Source organism: Zarconia sp., assembly GCF_057467645.1.
On record NZ_JBRJXU010000054.1, the window covers coordinates 90,967 to 111,865 of the forward strand.

The following is a 20,899-nucleotide window of genomic DNA, read 5'->3' on the forward strand; positions in this document are numbered from 1 at the left end:
TTACGACTAGACATCTGGTCGTCATCAAACAGCAAATCAATTTCGATACCGAATTCATTCATTTTTTATCCCTTTCCCCCTTCCCCCTTTTCCTCCAGAAGTCTACGCTTCGAAACGAACTTACTCTACTGTTTCTGTTCGACCCCAAATCCCACCAGTACGACTTTTTCTAAAGGTTCGTTTTCTGGGGGACGGGCGTAGGAAAGAATCTTGCGAATTCTCAGATCTGGATTGACCATCGTAATCGAATCAACGGCAACGACGTGAGTATAGTTTGTCGTCATCAAAAGCTCTCGCGTCTCTGGGTTAAAACGAAATGCCGACACGATCGGGCGATCTTCTTCATAGGCACGATCGCGCAAATAATCTCCGTGCAAAATCAACTCATCTTGTTTTGTCGGAACGAAGAGAAGGTTGAGCTGTTGTGAGACTTCTTCTCCTTTATCCGAGACGGTTTCAAACTTAAGATGATAGCCCGGAAGTTCGCCGAGATTCTCGGGAATTGCATACTGATTATCTTGGAGAACCTTGGCTTTAATTTCGGCGGGGATCGGTTCGACGACAAACTCTGTATGCGATCGCTCCACATGCTCGCGGGTCAGATAATGATACGTGCGCTCGGTTACCCACTTTCCCACGCAACGATCGAAAAATAATTGAAATTGCTCGGTATCCATATTTGAGAAGATTTAAACTAAGAAAAACGTTATCCGGTTAAAGTGGAAATACGTCGATCGATCGCTCTAAAACTAGGGCGTATCATTCGTTAAATCTAGCCACTTTTCAAGACAAGGATTTGATAGCATTTGCTTGAAAATATTTATAAAAGCTAGACTCCATACGCACTCAGCAGTATAGGATTTACGGATGACAGACCCTAGTTTTTGGAACGCGATTGTTTGCCCTCCGATACGAGGCTGACGAACAAAAATCGAGTTGCATTCGGCACGCCAGTTTGTCCGTCAATAGAAAATCGATCGCCTCGGTCTAAGACGCCACCTCGGCGAGGATATCTTGAGCGTGGGTGCTGGTGTTTACCGTGTTGTAAACTTTAGAAATTTTGCCCTCGCTATCGATAATATAGGTGACGCGCTTGGCATAGCCACCACCGGCGACATCGTAAGCATTGGTAATCGTCGCATCGACATCCGCTAACAGTTGAAACGGCAAACCGTATTTCTCGGTAAACTCTTGGTGCGATGCTTCATCATCCAAGCTCACACCGAGAACCACCATATCTTTGTCTTGATATTCGGCATAAGCATCCCGGAAACCTTGGGCCTCCTTCGTGCATCCGGGGGTATCGTCTTTGGGATAAAAGTAAAGAACCACGGTTTTTCCCTTAAACTGCGAAAGGGTAACGGTATTGCCGTTGGTATCTTTGACGCTAAAGTCAGGAGCCGTTGCACCCACTTCGAGAGGCATAATGTTTGTCTCCTAAAAAATCTTAAATATTTTGTACTTTCTTATGGATTTTATCACTGGTGGGCAGAGGAAAACCCCTAGCCTCAAGCCCTTTCGATCGACGCCTAAGGGCAGAAAATTCTGGCAATCGATCGCCCTCACTTGTCTGATGTGCGTCCTATTTGGCATGGCTTCCCCGGCTTGGGCGGCTGGTGCGATCGCCCCATCCACACCCGATTTAACTCAAGGAGAACAAATCTTCAGCCTCGAATGTGCTGGCTGCCATCTCCGAGGGGGAAATATCATTCGCCGGGGCAAAAACCTCAAGCAAAAAACCCTCAAACGCAACAAATTAGATTCAGTCGCAGCGATCGCCGATCTGGTGCGTAACGGTAAAAATAATATGTCTGCCTATGGCGATCGTCTCAGCGAGGCAGAAATCCTCAATGTCTCTGCCTACGTCCTCGATCGAGCCGCAGCCAACTGGCGAAACTAAGTGCCGCTGCGCGGAATGAAAAATGTTTAGGGGAAATGGGAGCAAGATGCAATGTTTAGGGGAAATGGGAGCAAGATGCTCCCACTATGTATTGTTCGATCTCAACCGCCAGGGTTGGTCTTTCCCCCCTGCCTCCCCTGCTCCCGAAGCTCCCGCTGCCTCCGATGCCTCCAAAGCATCCGATGCATTAATTAACTTCCAGCTATTAACATTGCGGCGGCTTGCTTGGCTTGGATCGCTGGTTCGGAACTGTCCTGCATCATAGCGATGACGGTGGCACCATTAATCAGGATGGTCAACTGTTGGGCAAGCAGTTCGGGATTGGATAGTTCGGCCGCTTTCACGAGACTGAGGAGATAGTGAGAAATCACTTGCTGGTGACGCATAGAGACCTGATAGCCGGGATGTTCTCGATCGACTAACTCTACAGCAGAATTAATAAAGGCACAGCCGCGAAAATCTGGTTGTTCGTACCATTCTTGAAGAACATCAAAGATCGCTAGCAGACGATCGCGCGGTTCTGTTGCCCGCTTTTCTACCTCAGCTTGAAACCAAGTTTCCCAACGTTTGTCTCGCTGCTGGAGACAAGCGGCAATCAGCGCATCTTTGGATTTGAAGTGGTTGTACAGGGACATTTTGGCGACGCCCGATTCGGCAATGATGCGATCGATGCCGACATTTTGTACTCCTTCTTCGTAAAAAAGTTTTGATGCTGCTGCGAGAATGCGATCGCGAGCAGAGGGGCGCGAGGATTTAGTGCGTGCCATAACAATACCCATACTATGTATACAGGTCTGTCTATATTATAGTGCAAACCCACGACTCTCATTCCGTTCTGAGTCACCTGCCCCGCGAAGCTAGCGACCGATCTCAAAAAAATATTGACAATATACAGACTGGTCTATATAGTAAAAATATACAGACCAGTCTAAACAATCTCAATTGTACAAAGAAGTGACCCCCGGTCGCTGGAGATCTGGAGTGTTGTTCTGGATTACCCGCGATGCGATCGGCATTGACAGCCAGACTCAGTGCCAGCTCAAGGTCAAGTCACACCGAACTCCTTCAATCTTGAGAGTTTGACCCAAACTCAACCCCATCGTTTCATCCTTATCTGGAGACCCACCATGAAACCGATCGAGTTTTACACCTACCCCACCCCCAATGGTCGTAAACCCGCCATTCTCCTTGAAGAACTCGAACTCCCCTACACCATCCACAAAATCGAGATCGGTAAAGGCGCGCAATTTTCACCGGAGTTCGTGGCGATTAACCCCAACAGCAAAATCCCTGCCATTATCGATCGCGAGACGGACATTACCGTCTTTGAATCGGGGGCGATCCTGATTTATTTGGCGGAAAAAACCGGTAAGCTACTGCCGACGGATGCGGTTGCTCGAACTCGCGTTATCGAATGGCTGATGTTCCAAATGGCAAGTGTCGGACCGATGTTCGGTCAACTCGGACATTTCCGCAATGCCGCCCCGGAAAAACTGCCCTACGCCGTTAACCGCTACGAAACAGAAAGCCTGCGCCTGTTGGGGGTTCTCGATCGCCAGTTAGCCACCCACCCCTACATTGCCGGAGACTATTCGATCGCCGACATCGCCACCTATCCCTGGGTTATCGCGAGCACCTCTCCCTATATGGGCTTATCCCTCGAGGCATTTCCCAACGTCGGGCGCTGGATCGAAACGCTGAAAACCCGTCCGGCCGTGCAAACGGGTATGACAATTCTGGCCCCGGAGTTCGAGAGTCGTTACGGAACCGTTGCGTAGCCAGAAGCACTGCACCCCTTCCTCTGGTGGAAAAATCGATCGGGCAACTGAGGACGATTTACTTTTTTGAAGAAAGAACAATGATAAAACTCTACGGTCACGAACTCTCTGGCAACAGTTACAAAGTCAAGCTCTTTCTAGAACTACTCGATCTCGAATACGAATGGGTGAAAGTGGATTTACTCAAAGGCGAACATCAATCGCCAGAATTTCTCGCTCTCAACCCGTTCGGACAGGTTCCCGTTCTCATCGACGGCGAGACGCAACTCGCCGATGCCCAAGCGATTTTAGTCTACATCGGGCGGCAGTACGGCGGCGAGGAATGGCTGCCCTTGGATGCCCTGGCATTGGCGCAGGTGGTTCGCTGGCTGTCGATTGCGGTTGGAGAAGTGCGTCAGGGGCCCGAACGCGCGCGACTGTATCACGTCTTTGGCGTCACGAGTATCAATATCGATCGCGCCACTCGGCAAGCCCAACAAATTTTGACTCAACTCGATCGCCATTTGAACGAGCGAACTTGGCTCGAATGCGATCGCCCCACCATTGCCGATCTCGCAGTCTTTCCCTACGTTGCGCTAGCCCCCGATGGCAACATTTCCCTGGATAACTATCCCAATGTATTGGCTTGGATCGATCGAGTCAAACACCTTCCCGGCTTCATTGGTATGGGGAATATCGACGCACCAATGGAGTTCTGTGTCTAAGCTGCGACGCATTTAACCTGTAGATCTAGATTTTGGGAAAGGGTGTGGGGCATTGGTGAAAGGTTTGGGAAATACCAATCTATAGCAATTCTCGCACCTTGTGAGGTACACCTAAATTCCATTCCCCATTCCCCCCGACCCTCTTCCCAGAAACTAAGAAACAGCTTTCCGAGAGATAAGACGATGGCAATTCTAGGTTGGACTCGCACCGAATCGCCCTTTCATCGCGGCGAACTTGCCCTTCAAGGGAGACTTGGCGCACAAGAGCGTATGGATCGGCAAGGGCGACGGTTCATCCGGGAGTATCTCCTGGAGCAGCATCAGCAGTTTTTTGCCCAACTCCCCTATCTTATTGTCGGAACGGTGGATGAGTTGGGTCGTCCCTGGGCTTCAATTTTGGTAGGAGAAGCCGGTTTTGTGTCCTCCCCCAACGATCGCACGTTGCACCTTGCTGCCAAGCCTCTCTTCGGCGATCCTTTGGCGGAAACTCTAACAGCCGGCATCGATATCGGTTTGCTGGGTATCGAACTGCATACTCGCCGCCGCAATCGACTCAATGGGGTGGTGAGCACAGTGGGTGACGGTGGTTTTGAAGTGCGGGTGGTACAAAGTTTTGGCAACTGCCCGCAATACATTCAAGCCCGACAGTTCGAGTTCGTGGAATTTGAGCCGGGAACGCCCAAACCGATTCGCGAAATTACTCGATTGTCAGAGCGGGAACGAGATGCGATCGCCGCCTCCGATACGTTTTTTATCGCCACTGCCTACCAGGACGAATCGGCCGGAGCTGCCAGTGGGGTTGATGTCTCCCATCGGGGCGGCAAACCGGGCTTCGTGCGCGTCGATGGCGACGGTACGCTAACGGTTCCCGATTTTTCGGGCAACTCTCACTTCAATACCTTTGGCAATATCGAACTCAATCCCCGTGCGGGACTTTTGTTTGTCGACTTCAACTCGGGGGACTTGCTGTTCTTGACGGGGACGGCCGAAGTCATTTGGGAAGGCGCTGAAATTACCACCTATGAGGGAGCAGAGCGATTAATGCGCTTCTGGCCCGAACAAGGCTATTGGGTTGAAGGTCGTCTTCCCCTACGCTGGTCGGCACCTGAGTTTTCGCCGTTCTTAGCTCGCACCGGTTCGCGATCGTTACCGGACAAACACTAAAGAAATCGCCACCCCCAAAATAAATCCGACAATCACTTGAAACGGGGTATGCCCTAAAAGTTCCTTCAGGCGATCTTCATTAAACTCTTGTTCTTGAAATAGCTCGTCTACGATTTGATTGAGCAGGCGAGCTTGTTTCCCAGCGGCTTGACGAACTCCAGCCGCATCGTACATCACAATCCCCGCAAAAATGGTGGCGATCGCAAATTCCGTACTCTCCCAGCCGATGGTCTGTCCCACCCCCGTCGCTAGTGCCGCCACCAACGCCGAATGGGAACTGGGCATTCCCCCCGTCTCCACGAGGATCCGAAAGTTGATTTTCTGGTGCTGGGCGAAATAAACAATCAGTTTGGAAGCCTGAGCGACAATACAGGCGATCAGTGCGACCAGGAGAATCTGGTTATTGAGAATATGATAAACGTCCTGCATTCTCGGTGTTTAGTGACTGCGGCTGGTAATAAAATCGGCGATCGCTTGTAAGGGAATGGCTTTGGTACCGTAAGGGTTGAGTTCGGCTTTCGCTTCATCGACTAACTGTCGGGCGCGACGCTGGGATTCTTCTAACCCCAACAAACTGGGGAATGTGGCTTTTTGCGCTTGCAAATCCTTCCCAGCGGTTTTGCCCAATGTCTCCGTAGAGGCGGTAATATCCAAAATATCGTCGATAATCTGAAACGCTAAGCCGATGTTGCGCGCGTATGTCGACAATCGCTGCACGTCCGCCTCTTTTGCCCCCGCCAACTCAGCTCCACAGACGACACTGGCTTCGAGCAGGGCAGCCGTTTTGCACTGATGGATGAAATGGAGAGTTTCGAGGGTAACATCCGACTTCCCTTCCGATTCGAGGTCGACCACTTGCCCACCGACTAAACCCGCAGCCCCCACGGCACGTCCCAGGCGGGCTACCACTTGAATCAATCGCTGGGGAGGAACGTTTTGGGTGGCCACCGCAATCCATTCAAAGGCATAGGCGAGCAACCCATCTCCGGCCAAAATCGCCACGTCATCGCCGTAAACCTTGTGATTGGTCGGTTTGCCCCGGCGAAAGTCGTCGTTGTCCATGGCCGGGAGATCGTCGTGAATCAAGGACATGGTGTGAATCATTTCCAAGGCACAAGCGGTGGGCATCGCCATCTGACGAGTTCCCCCCATCAACTCGCACGTCGCCAAACACAGAATCGGACGCAGGCGCTTACCCCCCGCCAACAGAGAGTAGCGCATCGACTCGTAAATCCGCTCTGGATAGGTTATCGGCACGGAACGGTCTAATGCCGCTTCCACTTCCACTTTTGCCTCGCTCAAATAAGCGGATAGATCGAAGTTCGAGTCAGATTGAGATAGGTGTCGATCGTCTGTGAGTACCATGCCTTTTCCTTTGCGCGGATCGCCGCCAAAACTGTTTGACCGTTCTTTTGGGGTTCGGAACTGTCAAAGCCTTACCGACACTAGGCTACCAAACAATCCGATCGCCACCCAATACTTTAGGAATCTTGACACGATCGCGAGTTCGGAGGTCGGGGAAAGGATATGACGCGGGGAGGCGGAGACGCCCAGAGGGAGATAAGGAAAACAAGGTGGACAAGGAGGATTTTAGCTTCCCAAGTCTCCCTTGCTCCGGAAGCCCCGGTCGCCCCCAAAGCCCCCGAGAGCTAAGCAAACTTTCACCATCACTCTAATAGACTCGCTCGCCGTTCTGGTTCATCTGACGGGATTGAGAAGGAGAGGCGGGGTTGGATTTGATTTTAGATTTGGCTTTCGAGGCACTGCGACGCAGGGCTTGCAGTCGGGCTTCGTAGCGTTTGCGCTGACCTTTTTTGGGGGTTTGTTCGACGAGGGTTTTCAGGGCGCTCCCCAAACTCTTATAGGCGTTGGGAAGGGAATAGCCGAAGCGGGTGGCGATCGCGATCGCTTTTTCATCGGCTTCGATCGCTTCACTTAGACTGCGATCGCTGTTGTTTTTCTGATACAGCCGATAGCCGGATACGCCGCACAGTCCCAGTGCCAACAGCAACAGAACTCCATCCTGTACCCAGAGTTCGCCCACTGCACCGCCAAGACCGATCGCCAGGGCTGCCATTTCCCATCCTTCTTTGGGAATCGTATCGTTCTGAATCCGAGCGACTTCGTGCCAGAATAACAAATTGCGCTGGTCGAGGGCGAGTTGGTCCCACTTCACTAAATCGATCGCAATTTCAATTTCGTCTTTGCTTAATTCTTCGCATCGAATCAGAGGCGGATCGATTTCGGTGGTTTTCTCAACCGTTACCCAGCTTTGCAACTCGGGGGGAAGTAAGCCTCTTAAGCGTCGTAGTTCGTTGATTTCGGATTTCGCAGTGGAGGTTGCATAGGATGTCATAATTCGGCCTTGGACGATATTCAACAACAGGCTTTATCTGAAATCATAGCGCGTAGACCTCTTTTTCGGATTGTACGGTCGTGACGAGGCGATAGCTCATTGAGTCGGGCATCCAATCCACAGAAGAATATCGATCGCATAAAATCTGCCATCAATCCCGATAACATCCACAGGGAAGACACTCTCGATCGGGAGCGCTTATCCCTCAGATTCAATCGAGATCGAGACATTCACCCACTCATGCAAAGCCCGCTTACAACGATGCACCGATCTGCAATTGCTTGGGAGAGTTGTATTTGGACTATTCAAAATTACTCAAACACGCGATCGAACGAGAACTCGAACCCAACTGTCAACTAGACGAATCAAGATAACAAATCCGATCGCCCGAAAGCTAAATTCACAAACGCGATACCAACAAATCATCGAGGAAAGAAACAAATGAGGAGCGCTCCCTCGAACGGTTTAGCCCCAAAAATCGTCCTCTGTTTGGCGATGTTGGCAATCTGCCCTCGGGCGATCGCTCAACCGATTCTCCCAGCCGCCGATGGTACGGGGACGCTCGTGACTCCCGAGGGCGATCGATTTGATATCGACGGCGGTCAAACGTCCGCAGATGGACGGAATCTGTTCCATAGCTTTGAACGCTTCGGACTCAACGAAGGACAGATTGCCAATTTTCTCGCCAATCCGAATCTGGAAAATATTTTAGGTCGCGTCACCGGTGGCGAGGCTTCCTTCATCAACGGTCTCATTCAAGTGACGGGGGGCGATCCCAACCTATTTTTGCTTAACCCGGCAGGGATAGTGTTTGGTGCCGATGCCAGTTTGAACGTCCCGGCAGATTTCACGGCAACGACGGCGACGGGGATTGGATTTGATGGGGGTTGGTTTCATGCCGCAGGCGAGACGAACTGGTCGAGTTTAGTGGGTAATCCCAATGCTTTTGACTTTTCCACCCTCAATCCAGGGGCGATCGTCAATGAAGGCAACTTAGCCGTTCCTCCCGATGCCAACCTGAACTTGATTGGCGGTATCGTGCTGAATACGGGTTCCCTGCAAGCACCAGGGGGTGATATTACCCTCACGGCCGTTCCTGGAGAAAGCTTAGTGCGTCTGGACTCTGAGGGGAACGTGATGAGTTTGGAAGTGGGGAACCAAGCATCGGGATTCGATCGCCGAGAATGGAACGTGACTCCTCTGTCGTTACCGCAATTGTTGGCGGGGGGAGAAGAATGGGGTCATGCGACGGAAATTGCGATGAATCCCGATGGGACGATAAGTCTGGCGGGTTCTGGGATGCAGCTGAACCCGCAAACGGGAGATGCGATCGTCTCGGGCATTGTGGATGTCTCGAATGCCTCTTCCCCATCCCCCGAAATAGTTTATGTTGGCAACGCTGAAGAGGTTTATGGTGGCAACGTTGATATCTTGGGCGATCGGATCGGACTGTTCGAGGCTGGTATTGATGCATCTGGCACAGATTTCGGTGGAAATGTCCATATTGGCAGTGGTATCTTTACAAACAACGGCTCATTTCCTTTAGCTTCGCGCACTTGGATCGATCGCAACTCATTCATCTTTGCCAATGGGAATGATGGCTCTGTTACTGTCGCCGCGAATGAAGTCACTGGATTCTATGGTCAGCTCGAGGCGACAAGAGGAGATGTACGAATATCGGGGAAAGACAATCTAATTTTTGAAGGCCTGATCGATGTGCGTGGTTCGGATGAATTCGGAAAATTGGCGCTTTCTTCCTCCAACATTCTTGTCTCTGAAGGCTCTGGCGATTCAACCCCAACTGAAGAAGCAGTTCCCAATATTTTCCAGGATAGATTCGAAGATCGGGGTCTTGTGCTGACTACGGAAGTTCTCGATCGTCAGACGGGGGAAGTTGGGCTGAGAGCTATTGAAGATCTCACTGTTGCCACATCTCTCACGTTTGACCCCACTCGAATGTGGATCGGTCTATTCGAAGCTGATTCTGATGGCGATAATATCGGTTCTTTCTCCAACCTCGGATACTCGATTCGGGCTGAGGATCGTCCAATTTCGATTTCTGGAGCGAGCGTGACGATCGGCTCGATCGATACATCGTTAGAGAATGGCAATGGTGGAGACTCCGGTGGTATCAATATTCAAAGCTCTGTGGGAAATCTTGATATTACTGGGAATCTGGTTGCCGGTGGCGGCATCTATCTCTACAGCCTTGGGGGAGATATTACGACTGGGGGCGATCTCATTTCTCGCGGTCTCGTCGTTGTTTCAATTGTTCTTGAAAGCGATCGAGGAGATATTACAACCGCCGGAAGCCTCATTACCGGCAGTATTGTAGGTAGTCACATCTTACTCACAAGTCAAAATGGCTCCATTGATACAACTCGAAGTACGATCGAAAGTCTGGGTCTGAGTGAAGGATATAGAAGCATTGAACTAATAGCTTCTAGGGACGTAGCTGTCAATACCATAAATATTGCAGGTAGCTGCGATGGTAGTCCCTGTAATGGAACGATTTCTCTGAACAGTAGAGGGGAGCTTACAGTTTTAGGCACGCTCGACCCGGGTATTGGGGGAACGCAGATTCTCAATGCGGGTGGAAATCTCAACTTGCTGGGTGAAGGGGAAACTCGCAGTCAAAGTTTCGCTGATGATATCGCTGACTTCAGCGGTAATATTTACCTACAAGGCGAGGGAGATGTGACGATCGATACCCCCATCAATGCCAACGAGTCCGTTCAAATTCGGGCTGGGCGCAATCTCAATATCAACGCCAATATTAACACCGCCAGCGTTGACGGGAACATCGTTTTGCGAGGGAATAATGAGGAAGCGGCTGCTCTGGGGACTCGTCCTCCTGGTGCCGGTAGTTTAACTCAAGCGCCAGGAACAACCCTGAATGCAGGCAGTGGAAATATTCTGCTGGAATTGGGCAGCGCTGGAGAAGCGGGAAATCTCACCATAGGTGACGTGAATACCAGCGGAACAGTCGTTGTTAATAGCAATGGGGGAAATATTTATCGAGCGGCTGAAAACACTCTGGTGCGTGCGGGAGCAGCCGTTTTCCGGACGGGCGAGAGTAGCGGAATTGGCACGCTTTTGCAGCCCATTCAGATCGATGTGGGTCATCTAGAAGCTCAAGCGTGGAATGGTGGGGTATTTTTCAAGTCTCCAACATCAGTCACCATTGGTGGGGTGACCGATCTCTTCACCGGAATTTCTACCATAGACGGAGGGGATATCGTCGTGATGGCTGACGGAAACATCATTGCGATCGAAGAAATTTATACCTGCAATCCTTTCCCAGACACCGGAGATATTATCCTAGAAAGTCGGAACGGTGCGATCGATATTGCCAAGGTCGATGCTTCTAATCATATCGATGTGAGCATTAACGATACCAACGTTCTTCCCATCGAAGCTGGCACCATTCGTTTAGTTGCACCGAATGGCATCACAGCCAATTCTTTGAGAGCTTATGGAAATCACAGAAGTGGGAATATTACCCTAAGCAGTACTGCCTCTGCCATTAACGTTGAAAGTATTGAGGGTCGTAATGCGAGCGTAGAAGCTTTGGAAGATATAAGTGTTGGGTCTATCAATACTGAATCTAATCTCGATCTCACCACTCAAACTGGTGACATTTATACGAGAAGCCTAAGTGCTGACGATCGGATCGTCCTCAATACTCCTCAAGGCAACTTGGAGATCGGTGACATTAGATCTTTCGGAGATGGTGGTCAAATCATTTTTAATGTCGGTGGCATCATTACAGCCGGCGAAGACCATATCGGCCGCATCGACAGTGATGAAGACATTCTCATCAATAGCCCAGTCAACTTATCAGGACATGTTTGGCTTGAGTCTCGGAGTGGTCAAGTCCTGCTGAATGGCCCTGTGGACGGGAACCACGATCTCTCCATCAATGCTCAGAGAGTTCAGATTAATGAGAATATCGGACACAACAATCCACTGAACCGTGTGACAATTGGTGGTAGAGGCGGTGAAATTACCACCCAGGATATTCGTGCAGAAGGTGGAATTTTTCTGTCTGGAGAAGAGATATCCACGGGTCTTCTCGACTCCTCTTCTCTTAACCAGGGTGGTGATGTAACCCTAGAAGCCGATGGCCAGATCGCGGTTTCCGCTATTAACACTCAAAGCCTTGGAGATGGGAACGGTGGCGATGTCAATATTACCGCTAATGGTTTCGTGCAGATAACGGATTCTCGACCCGATCGCAATGGAATCGACGCGAGCATTTCCACCACAGGCGGTGCAGAGGGCGGTTTGATTCAGATCCAGCATGGAGGAGGTGGCATCATTCCGTTTGTCGTCGGCGATGCATCAACCAATGGCACTGCAGGAGCGATTACCCGAGGAAACGGTATCGAGGAAACCATTTCTAGTGGAAAGTTTTACTTGCCCCACAGCCAGGATGAAGGTCGCATTTCGATTTCCCCGATTGGCGAACTTTCATTTCCAGACCATCGAGTTCCTCTCGAGAATCTACCGATGCCGGAGCGCATGGATGCGGATTTCACTTCAGATGATGCCGTCGTGCAAATCGAACGGCGGTTTGAATCCCAGTTTGAGGAATACTTGGGTGCAAATCTCGTTGATGGAGAAGAAATCACCACCGAAGTGATGCGAGAAACCCTCAGAACCATTGAGGCGCAAACTGGAGAAAAGGCAGCCATCATCTACGCTCTCACCCATCCGCCAAAAGCTCCGGCTGAGGTTCTCGAAACGGAATCGGAACCGTTAACTCTGATGTTGGTACTTCCGGACGGTTCGCCACAGGTCAAAACCGTCACCCTGGATGCCGAATCTTTTCCCCTAGATTCAACGATCGGTCTTTTTCTCCATCAATTACAGAGTTACAACTCCAACAGCTACCTACCCTCAGCCCAAACACTCTATCAGTGGTTGATTCAACCCCTCGAAAGCGAACTCGTCGCCCACGATATCGATACCCTTCTCTTTTCCATGGATTCGGGGCTGCGTCAAATCCCGATCGCCGCTTTGCACGATGGCGAACAGTTTCTGATGGAAAAGTACAATCTCGGTCTAATTCCCAGTCTGAATCTCACCGATACCCGCTATCGATCCCTACAGGGCGATCGGGTTTTAGCCATGGGCATGTCCGAGTTTACTGAGCTAGCGCCCTTACCGGCGGTCCCCCTAGAATTAGCAACCATCGTCGGGGTACCCGCATCGAGGGCTGATTTTGCCCGCAAATCCAAACCTCAGACGCCCTCTACCGCCACCCCTGGACTTTGGCCGGGTGAAGTATTTCTCAACGAAGAATTTACCCTGGAAAATCTGATCGGGCAGCGCCAAGAGCAGCACCATCATATTCTTCACCTGGCCACTCACGCCCGTTTCGATCGATCGGACTCCGAAGGAGCCTACATTCAGTTCTGGGACGAGCGTCTCTCTTTAGAGGAACTCCGGCAGGTGGGTTGGTTTGCGCCGCCGGTGGTGGATTTATTAGTCTTGAGTGCTTGTCAAACCGCTGTGGGAAATGAAACCAGCGAAATGGGAATTGCCGGACTGGCGGTTCGAGCGGGGGTTAAGTCCGTCCTAGCGAGCTTGTGGTCTGTGAGCGATTTGGGAACCTTGGCGATGATGAGTCAGTTTTACGGCGATCTCAGACAATCGCCCATTAAAGCCGAAGCGCTCCGACAAGCCCAGCTTGCCCTATTGCGAGGGGAGGTTCGGATTGAAGGGGGCGAACTGGTGGGTGACGGTATTCGCATTCCCCTGCCACCGGAATTGCAAGGTTGGGAAAATCGCGATTTGTCTCATCCTTACTATTGGGCGGGCTTTACCATGGTGGGTAGTCCTTGGTAATTGGCGCTACACTCCGATATATAGCTGTCGCCACTCCAGCTAGGACAGTCCTGGATTTTCTCCGGGGTCTTGCTCCCCCTGCTCCCCCTGCTCCCTCAGCTCCCCCTGCTCACCCTAGTGGGTAGTCCTTGGTAATTGGCGTTAAACTCCGATATATTGAGCGTTGCCGCCTCAATCTGAATTCCGTCGGACGATCGAAACATGCCAACTCAACCCACCCCCGTATCTACCAACTCATCCTCTCCCCTACCGCTAAATGTCTACGTCGCCGGAACGGGTTATCCCATCCTCTGCCTGCACGGCCATCCCGGTTCCGGACGCAGTATGTCCGTTTTTACCCGCCACCTCTCTCGTCGCTGCAAAACCTTGGCCCCGGATTTGCGCGGCTACGGTCAAAGTCCGGCAACGGGAGATTTCGAGATGAAAGCCCACCTTTTAGATCTCGAGGCGGTTCTGGAACGATACGATATCGATCGCTGCATCGTCCTCGGTTGGTCGTTGGGGGGGATTCTGGCGATGGAACTGGCCCTGAGATTGCCCGAAAAAGTGCAGGGGTTAATTCTGGTGGGAACGGCGGCGCGTCCCCGCAGCAACCATCCCCCCGTCACCTGGCAACATCTCGCCTATACGGGAGTATCGGGGATTGTGAACCTGTTGCGTCCGGGGTGGCAGTGGAATATCGACACATTGGCGAAACGATCGCTCTTTCAACACCTGTTCCAACAACATACTGCCACCGCATACCAATACATAGCCGATGAGGGGATTTGGGCCTACTGGCAAACTTCCAAAGCCGCTACCCGCGCCCTCAACAAAGCCATTCGAGGGGGCTACAACCGACTGCCGGATTTAGAGGCGATCGATTGTCCCTGTCTGGTGATGGCTGCCGATACCGATCGCCACATTACCCCAGAATCGAGTCAAGAAACCGCCGAACACCTCAAACGCAGTCAGTGGCATCTTTACCCCAATACCGCCCACCTGTTTCCCTGGGAAATTCCCGATCGAATGCGTCAAGATATCGATCGCTGGTTAGATGCCGAGTTTGCGGCTGAAATTGGGGTAAGCTGAGCCTTTGTTAGTCTCTCCTCATCCGGAGGGGGCGAAGCATTTGGATTTGTGAGGTTTCGTTTCTTCGAGAATTTGCCGCTCAAATGCTTTGCCCCTACAAGCGTCCCCATATTCCGCATCTTCCCCTCCTCCAATTCTCCAACTATGGATCTAACAATTCATCCTGTTTTCGCTGGATTTCTTGCTAGTTTGTGTGCCGGACTTGCAACGGCGATCGGTGCTTTACCGGTTTTTCTCCCCATTGAATTAACGAAGCGGATACAGGCGATCGCCCTTGGATTGGGCGGTGGCGTAATGCTGGCAGCAACGGCATTTTCCCTGATTATCCCCGGAACTCAAGCGGCGATCGCCCTGGGAGATACTCAAATGCGGGCGGCATTCGTGATGGGAATTGGAGTACTTTTAGGGGGCATATTTTTGGTGCTGACGCATCGATATTTACCCCACGAACATTTTTGTAAAGGATGCGAGGGGAATACGCCGAAAAACCTGAAACGGATTTGGTTGTTTGTGGCAGCAATTACGTTACATAATTTCCCCGAAGGTTTGGCGGTGGGGGTAAATTTTGGGGCGGGAAATGTGAGCGATGGCGTGCCGTTAGCTTTGGGAATTGGATTGCAAAATCTTCCCGAAGGGTTGGTAGTGGCACTCTCCTTAGTCGCGGAAAACTATAGCGTTCCCTATGCCTTTGGTGTATCGCTGCTGACGGGACTTGTCGAACCGATCGGGGGATTAATTGGTGCGGGGGTGGTTTCGGTAGCGCAGTCGGTTTTACACTGGGCGATGGCGTTTGCGGCGGGGGCAATGCTTTTTGTAATTAGTGAAGAAATTATCCCCGAATCTCACGAAAAAGGACACGAACAGGAAGCGACAATGGGGGTGATGGTGGGATTTGTGGTGATGATGTTGTTGGATATTGGGTTGGGGTGAGTCATAAGCGATCGGTCATCTAAAATATACCAAAGTATAGGAAGCTACTAAAGTTTACATTGTTTTTAGAGCGAGATAATATAGAGCGATACAATAAAAATGCTATGCCTTCTATTAAAAAATTATTATGCAACAAATTTTCATAGAACCAGACAAGCAAATTTTATCCGATTTAAAAGCTTTTCCAGGAACGAGTTGGTCAGTACTTAGCGAACCGGTTAAAGATGGTTCGATTCACCGCTTAAAAATGAAGAAAGGTACTGTCATACCGCGACATACTCATCCATGTGATGAATATGTATTTTTGTTGTCGGGTACGATAAAAACCGTACCAAATATTTGTCAAGCAGGAACATTTTGGAAAACCCCAGCCGGGTGTCAACAAGGTCCCCACGAAGCAATCACGGATATTGAACTTATAACTATCCGTCTTGGTGCTATGGGCGAATTTGAAATGTCTTCGGATTAAATGAGGGAAAAAAAGTGGAGATAGAAGCAAATCAAAAGTTTTACTTTACATCAGCGATAGAGACGGCAAAATCTTTCATGCCTTCCCCGATCGAGAAATGATTCTCAAGGTACGGGTATCTTATTTCCTTGCAAGTCCCTAAGATGGGCAATATTGCAGTCAAAATCTTCCCTGACGACTGACTGCGGTGGCTGCTGGATTCACTCAGCATTTTGTCCCATTCGTACTTGACCCTAGAAATAATCATGGGCGATCGAGTACGAGCAATACGATCGTCGACCAGATTTCATATGGTATCCCTGTCTCAACAACGCCTTAGCCTCGATCGCGCCGCTTTTATCGACGTACTGGCGAATACGGAAAATTTGCTCGTTATCCAAGACCTCGATGGCGTTTGCATGGGGTTAGTCAAAGACCCCCTCGATCGCACCATCGATCCGGCGTACGTGGAAGCCATCAGTGCTTTTGAGGGGCATTTCTTCGTCCTCACCAATGGCGAACATATCGGCAAGCGGGGGGTCAATGGCATTATCGATCGCGCTTATCCCGGTGTAGATGTTGCCCAGAAGCAACTCTATCTGCCCGGACTAGCCGCAGGGGGCGTACAATGGCAAAATCGCGATGGCAAGGTCTCCCATCCAGGAGTCAGCGACGAGGAGTTAGCATTTTTACAACAGGTTCCCCAACGAATTGCAACGGAACTGCGAGCGTTTTTCGCGATTCATCCCCACGATATTTCCCCAACAGAACTCGATCGCGGCATCGAATCTTCCGTTCTCGATAACGTGGCATCACCGACAGCAAATCTCAATACTCTCTACGAAACCCTGTCTGCCACCGATAACCTGTCGCTGTACCCGCAACTTCAGCAACGGATGCAAGCCTTAATGGATACCTTGGTGCAAGAAGCCAGTCAACAGGGCATGGAGGACTCGTTTTTCGTTCACTACGCGCCGAATTTGGGCAGAGATAGCAGCGATCTCGAAATTGTCTGGTTTGCCGACGATCGCTCTTCGGGAACGACGGACTTTCAGTTTATGCTGCGGGGGGCAATTAAAGAAGCGGGGGTGCTGGCACTACTCAATCGCTACTACTATCAGCGCACCGGAGAATATCCCCTCGGGGAGAATTTCAACGCCCGCCAAGCCCCGAAATCGGAAGCGGATTTATTAACCTTAGTCGATCGACATTGCGATCGAGCCTTAATGCCCACCATCATCGGTGTGGGGGATACCGTCACCAGTCAAATCGTCGAAACGCCAGACGGGCAGCAAGCCAAACGAGGGGGAAGCGATCGCAATTTCTTGCAACTGATTCAATCGATCGGTCGCGTGTTCGATCGAGAAAATCTCACGGTTTACATCGATAGTAGCGGGGGCGAACTGAAAAATCGCAAACCCATTCCCTTGGCTGAGGTTGATGGTCAACTCGTGGCGACGGAAGGACCTGGAGACCCCAGAGATACTGACGATCCCCTCACTTTGAATCTGGTCTTTCCCGACGGACATCGGGAGTATTGCGAGGCGTTTCAAATGGCAGCAAAACGCCGGCAAAACGGTGGATGAGTGGAGCGATTTGACTCGGGAAAAATTCCTTGTCTTGCGCCATAGATGCCACAGTACACGCTGTTGCAATTCTCAATTGGGCGCGCGATCGTCGGCATTTTTAATGACCCGTCGCAGCACTAACGTCGAGACACTGCCGCACAATCAGCCAAATACCACCGCCAGGGCAAATCCACGCCTTTCGTAATCCCGATGCGGATGGTTTGGACGATCGCCTGTTTCCCCCGATCCAAATCTTCCTGAAACTCGGGATCGCGGGGTTCGCACCACAGCGCACCATTCAACGCCAGCGATTTCCCCGTCAGATTCAAATCGATATCGAGTACCCGACAAAGTTTACCCGGTCCGGCGGCGATGCGATCGACTTTACCCGCTTTAGTGCGATCGATCCAGGGAGGAACGGTATCGAGTTGCACGGCCCGAATCAGGATGGCACTGGCAACGCCTTCGGCATCGGTAGAAAGATTGACGCAGTGGTACATTCCGTAGATGAGATAGACGTAAATCATCCCGGGAGGGCCGAACATAGCGGCGTTGCGATCGCTCTTTTTTCGATAGCCGTGGCAAGCCGGATCGCCGGGTTCGTACGCTTCTGTCTCGACGATGAGACCCCGGACAATTTGCCCGTCGTCGGTTTTTCGCACCAGGGTACAGCCGATGAGATCGGGAGCAACTTCCGTTGCCGGACGGGCAAACCAAGCGGGTTCGATCGAATTGGGGGACATGGGAAGAGAGGTAGAGGGGGCAGGCTGATTGACTGTTGTCAATCAACCCGGTCTGCACCTTACAGTTATGATTGACGCTCTCAGACTATCAAAGCGGTCTATGAGGAGATACGATTAAATTCTAGAGTCGTACATATATTCAACAGGCTTACGAGAGTGATGGATACGGTTTGTATACTAGCGTATTTTAATTTTTCAGGCACTAAAAGCCGGTATATTGCTCTTTTAAAATTACTAGCTGACTTAAGCCAAATAGTTGATATCATCTTGGTTGGTTATGGCTTAGATACGGACAGTATTATTTCATCGCCTCATCTTCAAATTATCAAGATTTCCTCGGCTTCTGTACTTTGGCAAAAAGAAAGATTCTATAACGTCGCATTATCGCATTTGAATGAAAAGCATCAATATGTGATTTGGGCTGATGCAGATATCCTGTTCGCGAATCAGGATTGGCAAGAGCAATTAAAAGAGAAACTGGAAACCCACCGACTCGTTCAAATCTTTAATCAAGTCGAAGATGTAAAGCTTGAAAATGGAAATGTTTACCAAACTGGACTGAGTCGCAAATCCGTGGTCACCAGTTTCCATCGCGATATTAGAGTTGACGAGTATTTCAGTCAACGTGGCATCAGCTTAAGTCTTGGATGTTCTCCAGGCTTTGGATGGGCAACAAAGGCAACCACAATTAGAGAAATCGGTTTCCCCGACTTTATGATTTTGGGGGGGGGTGACAAAGTTTTATTAGCCTCCGCTATGGGATATCATTCGATTTTGTTCAAAACGCTTTCTTTAAGTCCTCGATTGTATAATCTCTATCATTCTTGGGGAGACCAAGTTTTTAAGATGATTGAGGGAAGAGTTTCTTGTCTGGAAAATCGGATTTATCATATTGTTCAGGGAGATTATAAAAATCGTCGCTATTCCGATCGCCATAAATTAATTCAGGACGATAGTTTTGCGATCGCAGATCGTCTAACAATTAATGAAGATGGAGCATGGCAATGGCACGATGAAAACAACGAATATGCTGTAAAAATCAGGAGATACTTTGATGAAAGAGGAGACTAAAGCATTGGAAATCGTTTTTTACGGAACGTCTGGTTGGTTTGACAGCACATTAGGTGCTACCAATTGTGTAGGAGTATTTGTAAATGATAGAGATATTGTTTTATTTGATTTAGGCACTGGTGTGAGAAAAATAGACAGAGAAAGCGTTCGTAATAAAAATATTACTGTCATGCTTTCACACCTGCATTTAGACCACTGTTATGGGCTACATATTTTACCGATGTTTCGCCCTGCTTCCCTAACAATTGTTATCCATGAAAGTCTAAAGAGTTATTTAGAGACTTTGTTTTCTTATCCGTTTGTAAAACCTAGGGAGAAACTAGGATTTCCTGTTGATATTCGAGTTGCTAAAGATACAACCTTGAATTTCGATAATTTCACCCTAAAGACTCAAGCTTTAAAACATAATACTCCAGTGATAGGCGCTCAATTACAATTAGAGAACCAATCTATTTGTTATTGTGTTGATACCATTTTATGTGATTCTCTCTTAAATATAACTAAGGATTGCGATATTCTAATCGTTGAATCTTGCCCGGTTGGAGGAGATAAAACAAATGGATTTCATCTTGATATAGAGCAACTTAAGGCAGTGCTAACTGGTACTAATGCTGAGAAAGTAATCGTCACTCATTTTGGTGCTAGACAGTATCCAGATACGAAAACCAAAGAGTTGCTTTTTGCATCTATCAAAGATTTTCATCAAAATATTATTATGGCTTATGATGGTCTTGTTATGCGGAGTTGAGAGAACTAATGTTTTCAAATGTTTTTGTTTTATGTACTGGAAGATGTGGTTCTACAACATTTGCTCAAGCCTGTCAGCATATTAAAAACTATACAGCATCTCACGAATCTAGAATCTCTTTGATAGGAGATCGGCGCCTTCAATATTCTCAAAATCATATTGAAGTAGATAATCGGTTGTCGTGGTTTCTCGGTTCTTTAGAGAAAAAATATGGAGATCGTGCTTTTTATGTACATTTAAAGCGGGATATCATGTCAACGGCTAAAAGTTATGCAAAACGCCTAGATAGTCCGATAATCAAAGGTTACTCAGAATCGATAATCCTTCCGAAACAGTTTAAATACGAACGAATAGATGTTTGTATTGATTACTGTAATACCGTACAGGCTAATATTGAATTATTTCTCAAAAACAAAAGTAATAAGATTGAATTCAAATTAGAAAATGCTCAGGCAGATTTTAGCATGTTTTGGAGTCGAATTAGTGCTGTCGGAAACTATGCGATGGCTCTCAAAGAGTGGGAAAAGAAATATAATGCTTAGGCATGCCTGAAAAGTGAATGATT

The 20,899-nt window shown here is 49.5% G+C and carries 19 protein-coding genes; 12 read left to right on the forward strand and 7 right to left on the reverse strand.

Annotated features, from left to right (window positions below; genetic code table 11):
• Positions 1 to 125: 125 nt before the first annotated feature.
• Together AC2215_RS07675 and AC2215_RS07680 are read right to left on the reverse strand one after the other, a co-directional pair.
• A complete protein-coding gene (locus AC2215_RS07675) occupies positions 126 to 677 on the reverse strand; it encodes a phycobiliprotein lyase (protein WP_486809378.1) in 552 nt (183 codons plus the stop codon).
• Between the two features lie 310 nt (positions 678 to 987).
• Entirely contained in the window at positions 988 to 1,425 is a 438-nt protein-coding gene (locus AC2215_RS07680; RefSeq protein WP_486809379.1) for a peroxiredoxin, read from the reverse strand.
• Between the two features lie 148 nt (positions 1,426 to 1,573).
• On the opposite strand from AC2215_RS07680, the gene AC2215_RS07685 reads away from it, so the two are divergent.
• Entirely contained in the window at positions 1,574 to 1,900 is a 327-nt protein-coding gene (locus AC2215_RS07685; RefSeq protein WP_486809380.1) for a c-type cytochrome, read from the forward strand.
• A 191-nt stretch (positions 1,901 to 2,091) separates the two neighbouring features.
• Here AC2215_RS07685 and AC2215_RS07690 read toward each other — a convergent pair whose 3' ends face one another.
• Positions 2,092 to 2,667, reverse strand: a complete 576-nt coding sequence (locus AC2215_RS07690) for a TetR/AcrR family transcriptional regulator (RefSeq protein WP_486809381.1) — start codon at positions 2,665 to 2,667, stop codon at positions 2,092 to 2,094.
• Positions 2,668 to 3,027: 360 nt separating this feature from the next.
• Between AC2215_RS07690 and AC2215_RS07695 the strand changes: the two genes are divergently transcribed.
• The 3 genes from AC2215_RS07695 to AC2215_RS07705 all read left to right on the forward strand — a co-directional run bounded on the left by AC2215_RS07695 (position 3,028) and on the right by AC2215_RS07705 (position 5,546).
• Positions 3,028 to 3,678 (forward strand): glutathione S-transferase N-terminal domain-containing protein, encoded by a 651-nt coding sequence (locus AC2215_RS07695; protein WP_486809382.1) that lies wholly within the window; start codon positions 3,028 to 3,030, stop codon positions 3,676 to 3,678.
• Between the two features lie 80 nt (positions 3,679 to 3,758).
• Positions 3,759 to 4,382 (forward strand): glutathione S-transferase family protein, encoded by a 624-nt coding sequence (locus AC2215_RS07700; protein WP_486809383.1) that lies wholly within the window; start codon positions 3,759 to 3,761, stop codon positions 4,380 to 4,382.
• Positions 4,383 to 4,565: 183 nt separating this feature from the next.
• Complete coding sequence (locus AC2215_RS07705; RefSeq protein WP_486809384.1) at positions 4,566 to 5,546, forward strand: hypothetical protein; 981 nt, start codon at positions 4,566 to 4,568, stop codon at positions 5,544 to 5,546.
• Here the strand turns inward: AC2215_RS07705 and AC2215_RS07710 are convergent.
• The 3 genes from AC2215_RS07710 to AC2215_RS07720 form a co-directional block, all read right to left on the reverse strand.
• Entirely contained in the window at positions 5,529 to 5,975 is a 447-nt protein-coding gene (locus tag AC2215_RS07710) for a divergent PAP2 family protein (protein WP_486809385.1), read from the reverse strand. The two genes, AC2215_RS07705 and AC2215_RS07710, sit on opposite strands and share 18 nt — an antisense overlap.
• A 9-nt stretch (positions 5,976 to 5,984) precedes the next feature.
• Complete coding sequence (gene crtE / locus AC2215_RS07715; RefSeq protein ID WP_486809386.1) at positions 5,985 to 6,911, reverse strand: geranylgeranyl diphosphate synthase CrtE; 927 nt, start codon at positions 6,909 to 6,911, stop codon at positions 5,985 to 5,987.
• Positions 6,912 to 7,218: 307 nt separating this feature from the next.
• On the reverse strand, positions 7,219 to 7,902 hold the full coding sequence (locus AC2215_RS07720) for a DUF3318 domain-containing protein (protein ID WP_486809387.1): 684 nt from the start codon (positions 7,900 to 7,902) through the stop codon (positions 7,219 to 7,221).
• 441 nt (positions 7,903 to 8,343) lie between these two features.
• Here AC2215_RS07720 and AC2215_RS07725 point away from each other — a divergent pair, with 441 nt between their 5' ends.
• The 5 genes from AC2215_RS07725 (at position 8,344) to stpA (ending at position 17,790) form a co-directional block, all read left to right on the forward strand.
• On the forward strand, positions 8,344 to 13,755 hold the full coding sequence (locus tag AC2215_RS07725) for a CHAT domain-containing protein (RefSeq protein WP_486809388.1): 5,412 nt from the start codon (positions 8,344 to 8,346) through the stop codon (positions 13,753 to 13,755).
• A gap of 201 nt (positions 13,756 to 13,956) precedes the next feature.
• Positions 13,957 to 14,826: an alpha/beta fold hydrolase gene (locus AC2215_RS07730; RefSeq protein ID WP_486809389.1), complete on the forward strand. Its 870-nt coding sequence runs from the start codon at positions 13,957 to 13,959 to the stop codon at positions 14,824 to 14,826.
• A 144-nt stretch (positions 14,827 to 14,970) separates the two neighbouring features.
• Positions 14,971 to 15,756 carry a ZIP family metal transporter gene (locus AC2215_RS07735; protein WP_486809390.1) on the forward strand — a complete coding sequence of 262 codons (786 nt, stop codon included), beginning with the start codon at positions 14,971 to 14,973 and terminating at the stop codon, positions 15,754 to 15,756.
• A gap of 127 nt (positions 15,757 to 15,883) precedes the next feature.
• Entirely contained in the window at positions 15,884 to 16,225 is a 342-nt protein-coding gene (locus AC2215_RS07740) for a cupin domain-containing protein (RefSeq protein ID WP_486809391.1), read from the forward strand.
• 290 nt (positions 16,226 to 16,515) lie between these two features.
• Entirely contained in the window at positions 16,516 to 17,790 is a 1,275-nt protein-coding gene (gene stpA / locus AC2215_RS07745) for a glucosylglycerol 3-phosphatase (protein WP_486809392.1), read from the forward strand.
• Positions 17,791 to 17,909: 119 nt separating this feature from the next.
• Here the strand turns inward: stpA and AC2215_RS07750 are convergent, their stop codons facing one another.
• Positions 17,910 to 18,515: a DNA-3-methyladenine glycosylase gene (locus AC2215_RS07750; protein ID WP_486809393.1), complete on the reverse strand. Its 606-nt coding sequence runs from the start codon at positions 18,513 to 18,515 to the stop codon at positions 17,910 to 17,912.
• Positions 18,516 to 18,674: 159 nt separating this feature from the next.
• On the opposite strand from AC2215_RS07750, the gene AC2215_RS07755 reads away from it, so the two are divergent.
• The 3 genes from AC2215_RS07755 to AC2215_RS07765 are packed head-to-tail and all read left to right on the forward strand — an operon-like array spanning position 18,675 to position 20,876.
• Positions 18,675 to 19,586: a hypothetical protein gene (locus tag AC2215_RS07755; RefSeq protein ID WP_486809394.1), complete on the forward strand. Its 912-nt coding sequence runs from the start codon at positions 18,675 to 18,677 to the stop codon at positions 19,584 to 19,586.
• Entirely contained in the window at positions 19,570 to 20,334 is a 765-nt protein-coding gene (locus AC2215_RS07760; protein ID WP_486809395.1) for an MBL fold metallo-hydrolase, read from the forward strand. Before AC2215_RS07755 ends, AC2215_RS07760 begins: the two co-directional genes overlap by 17 nt.
• Before the next feature lie 8 nt (positions 20,335 to 20,342).
• Complete coding sequence (locus AC2215_RS07765; RefSeq protein ID WP_486809396.1) at positions 20,343 to 20,876, forward strand: hypothetical protein; 534 nt, start codon at positions 20,343 to 20,345, stop codon at positions 20,874 to 20,876.
• The last annotated feature ends 23 nt before the right edge of the window (positions 20,877 to 20,899 follow it).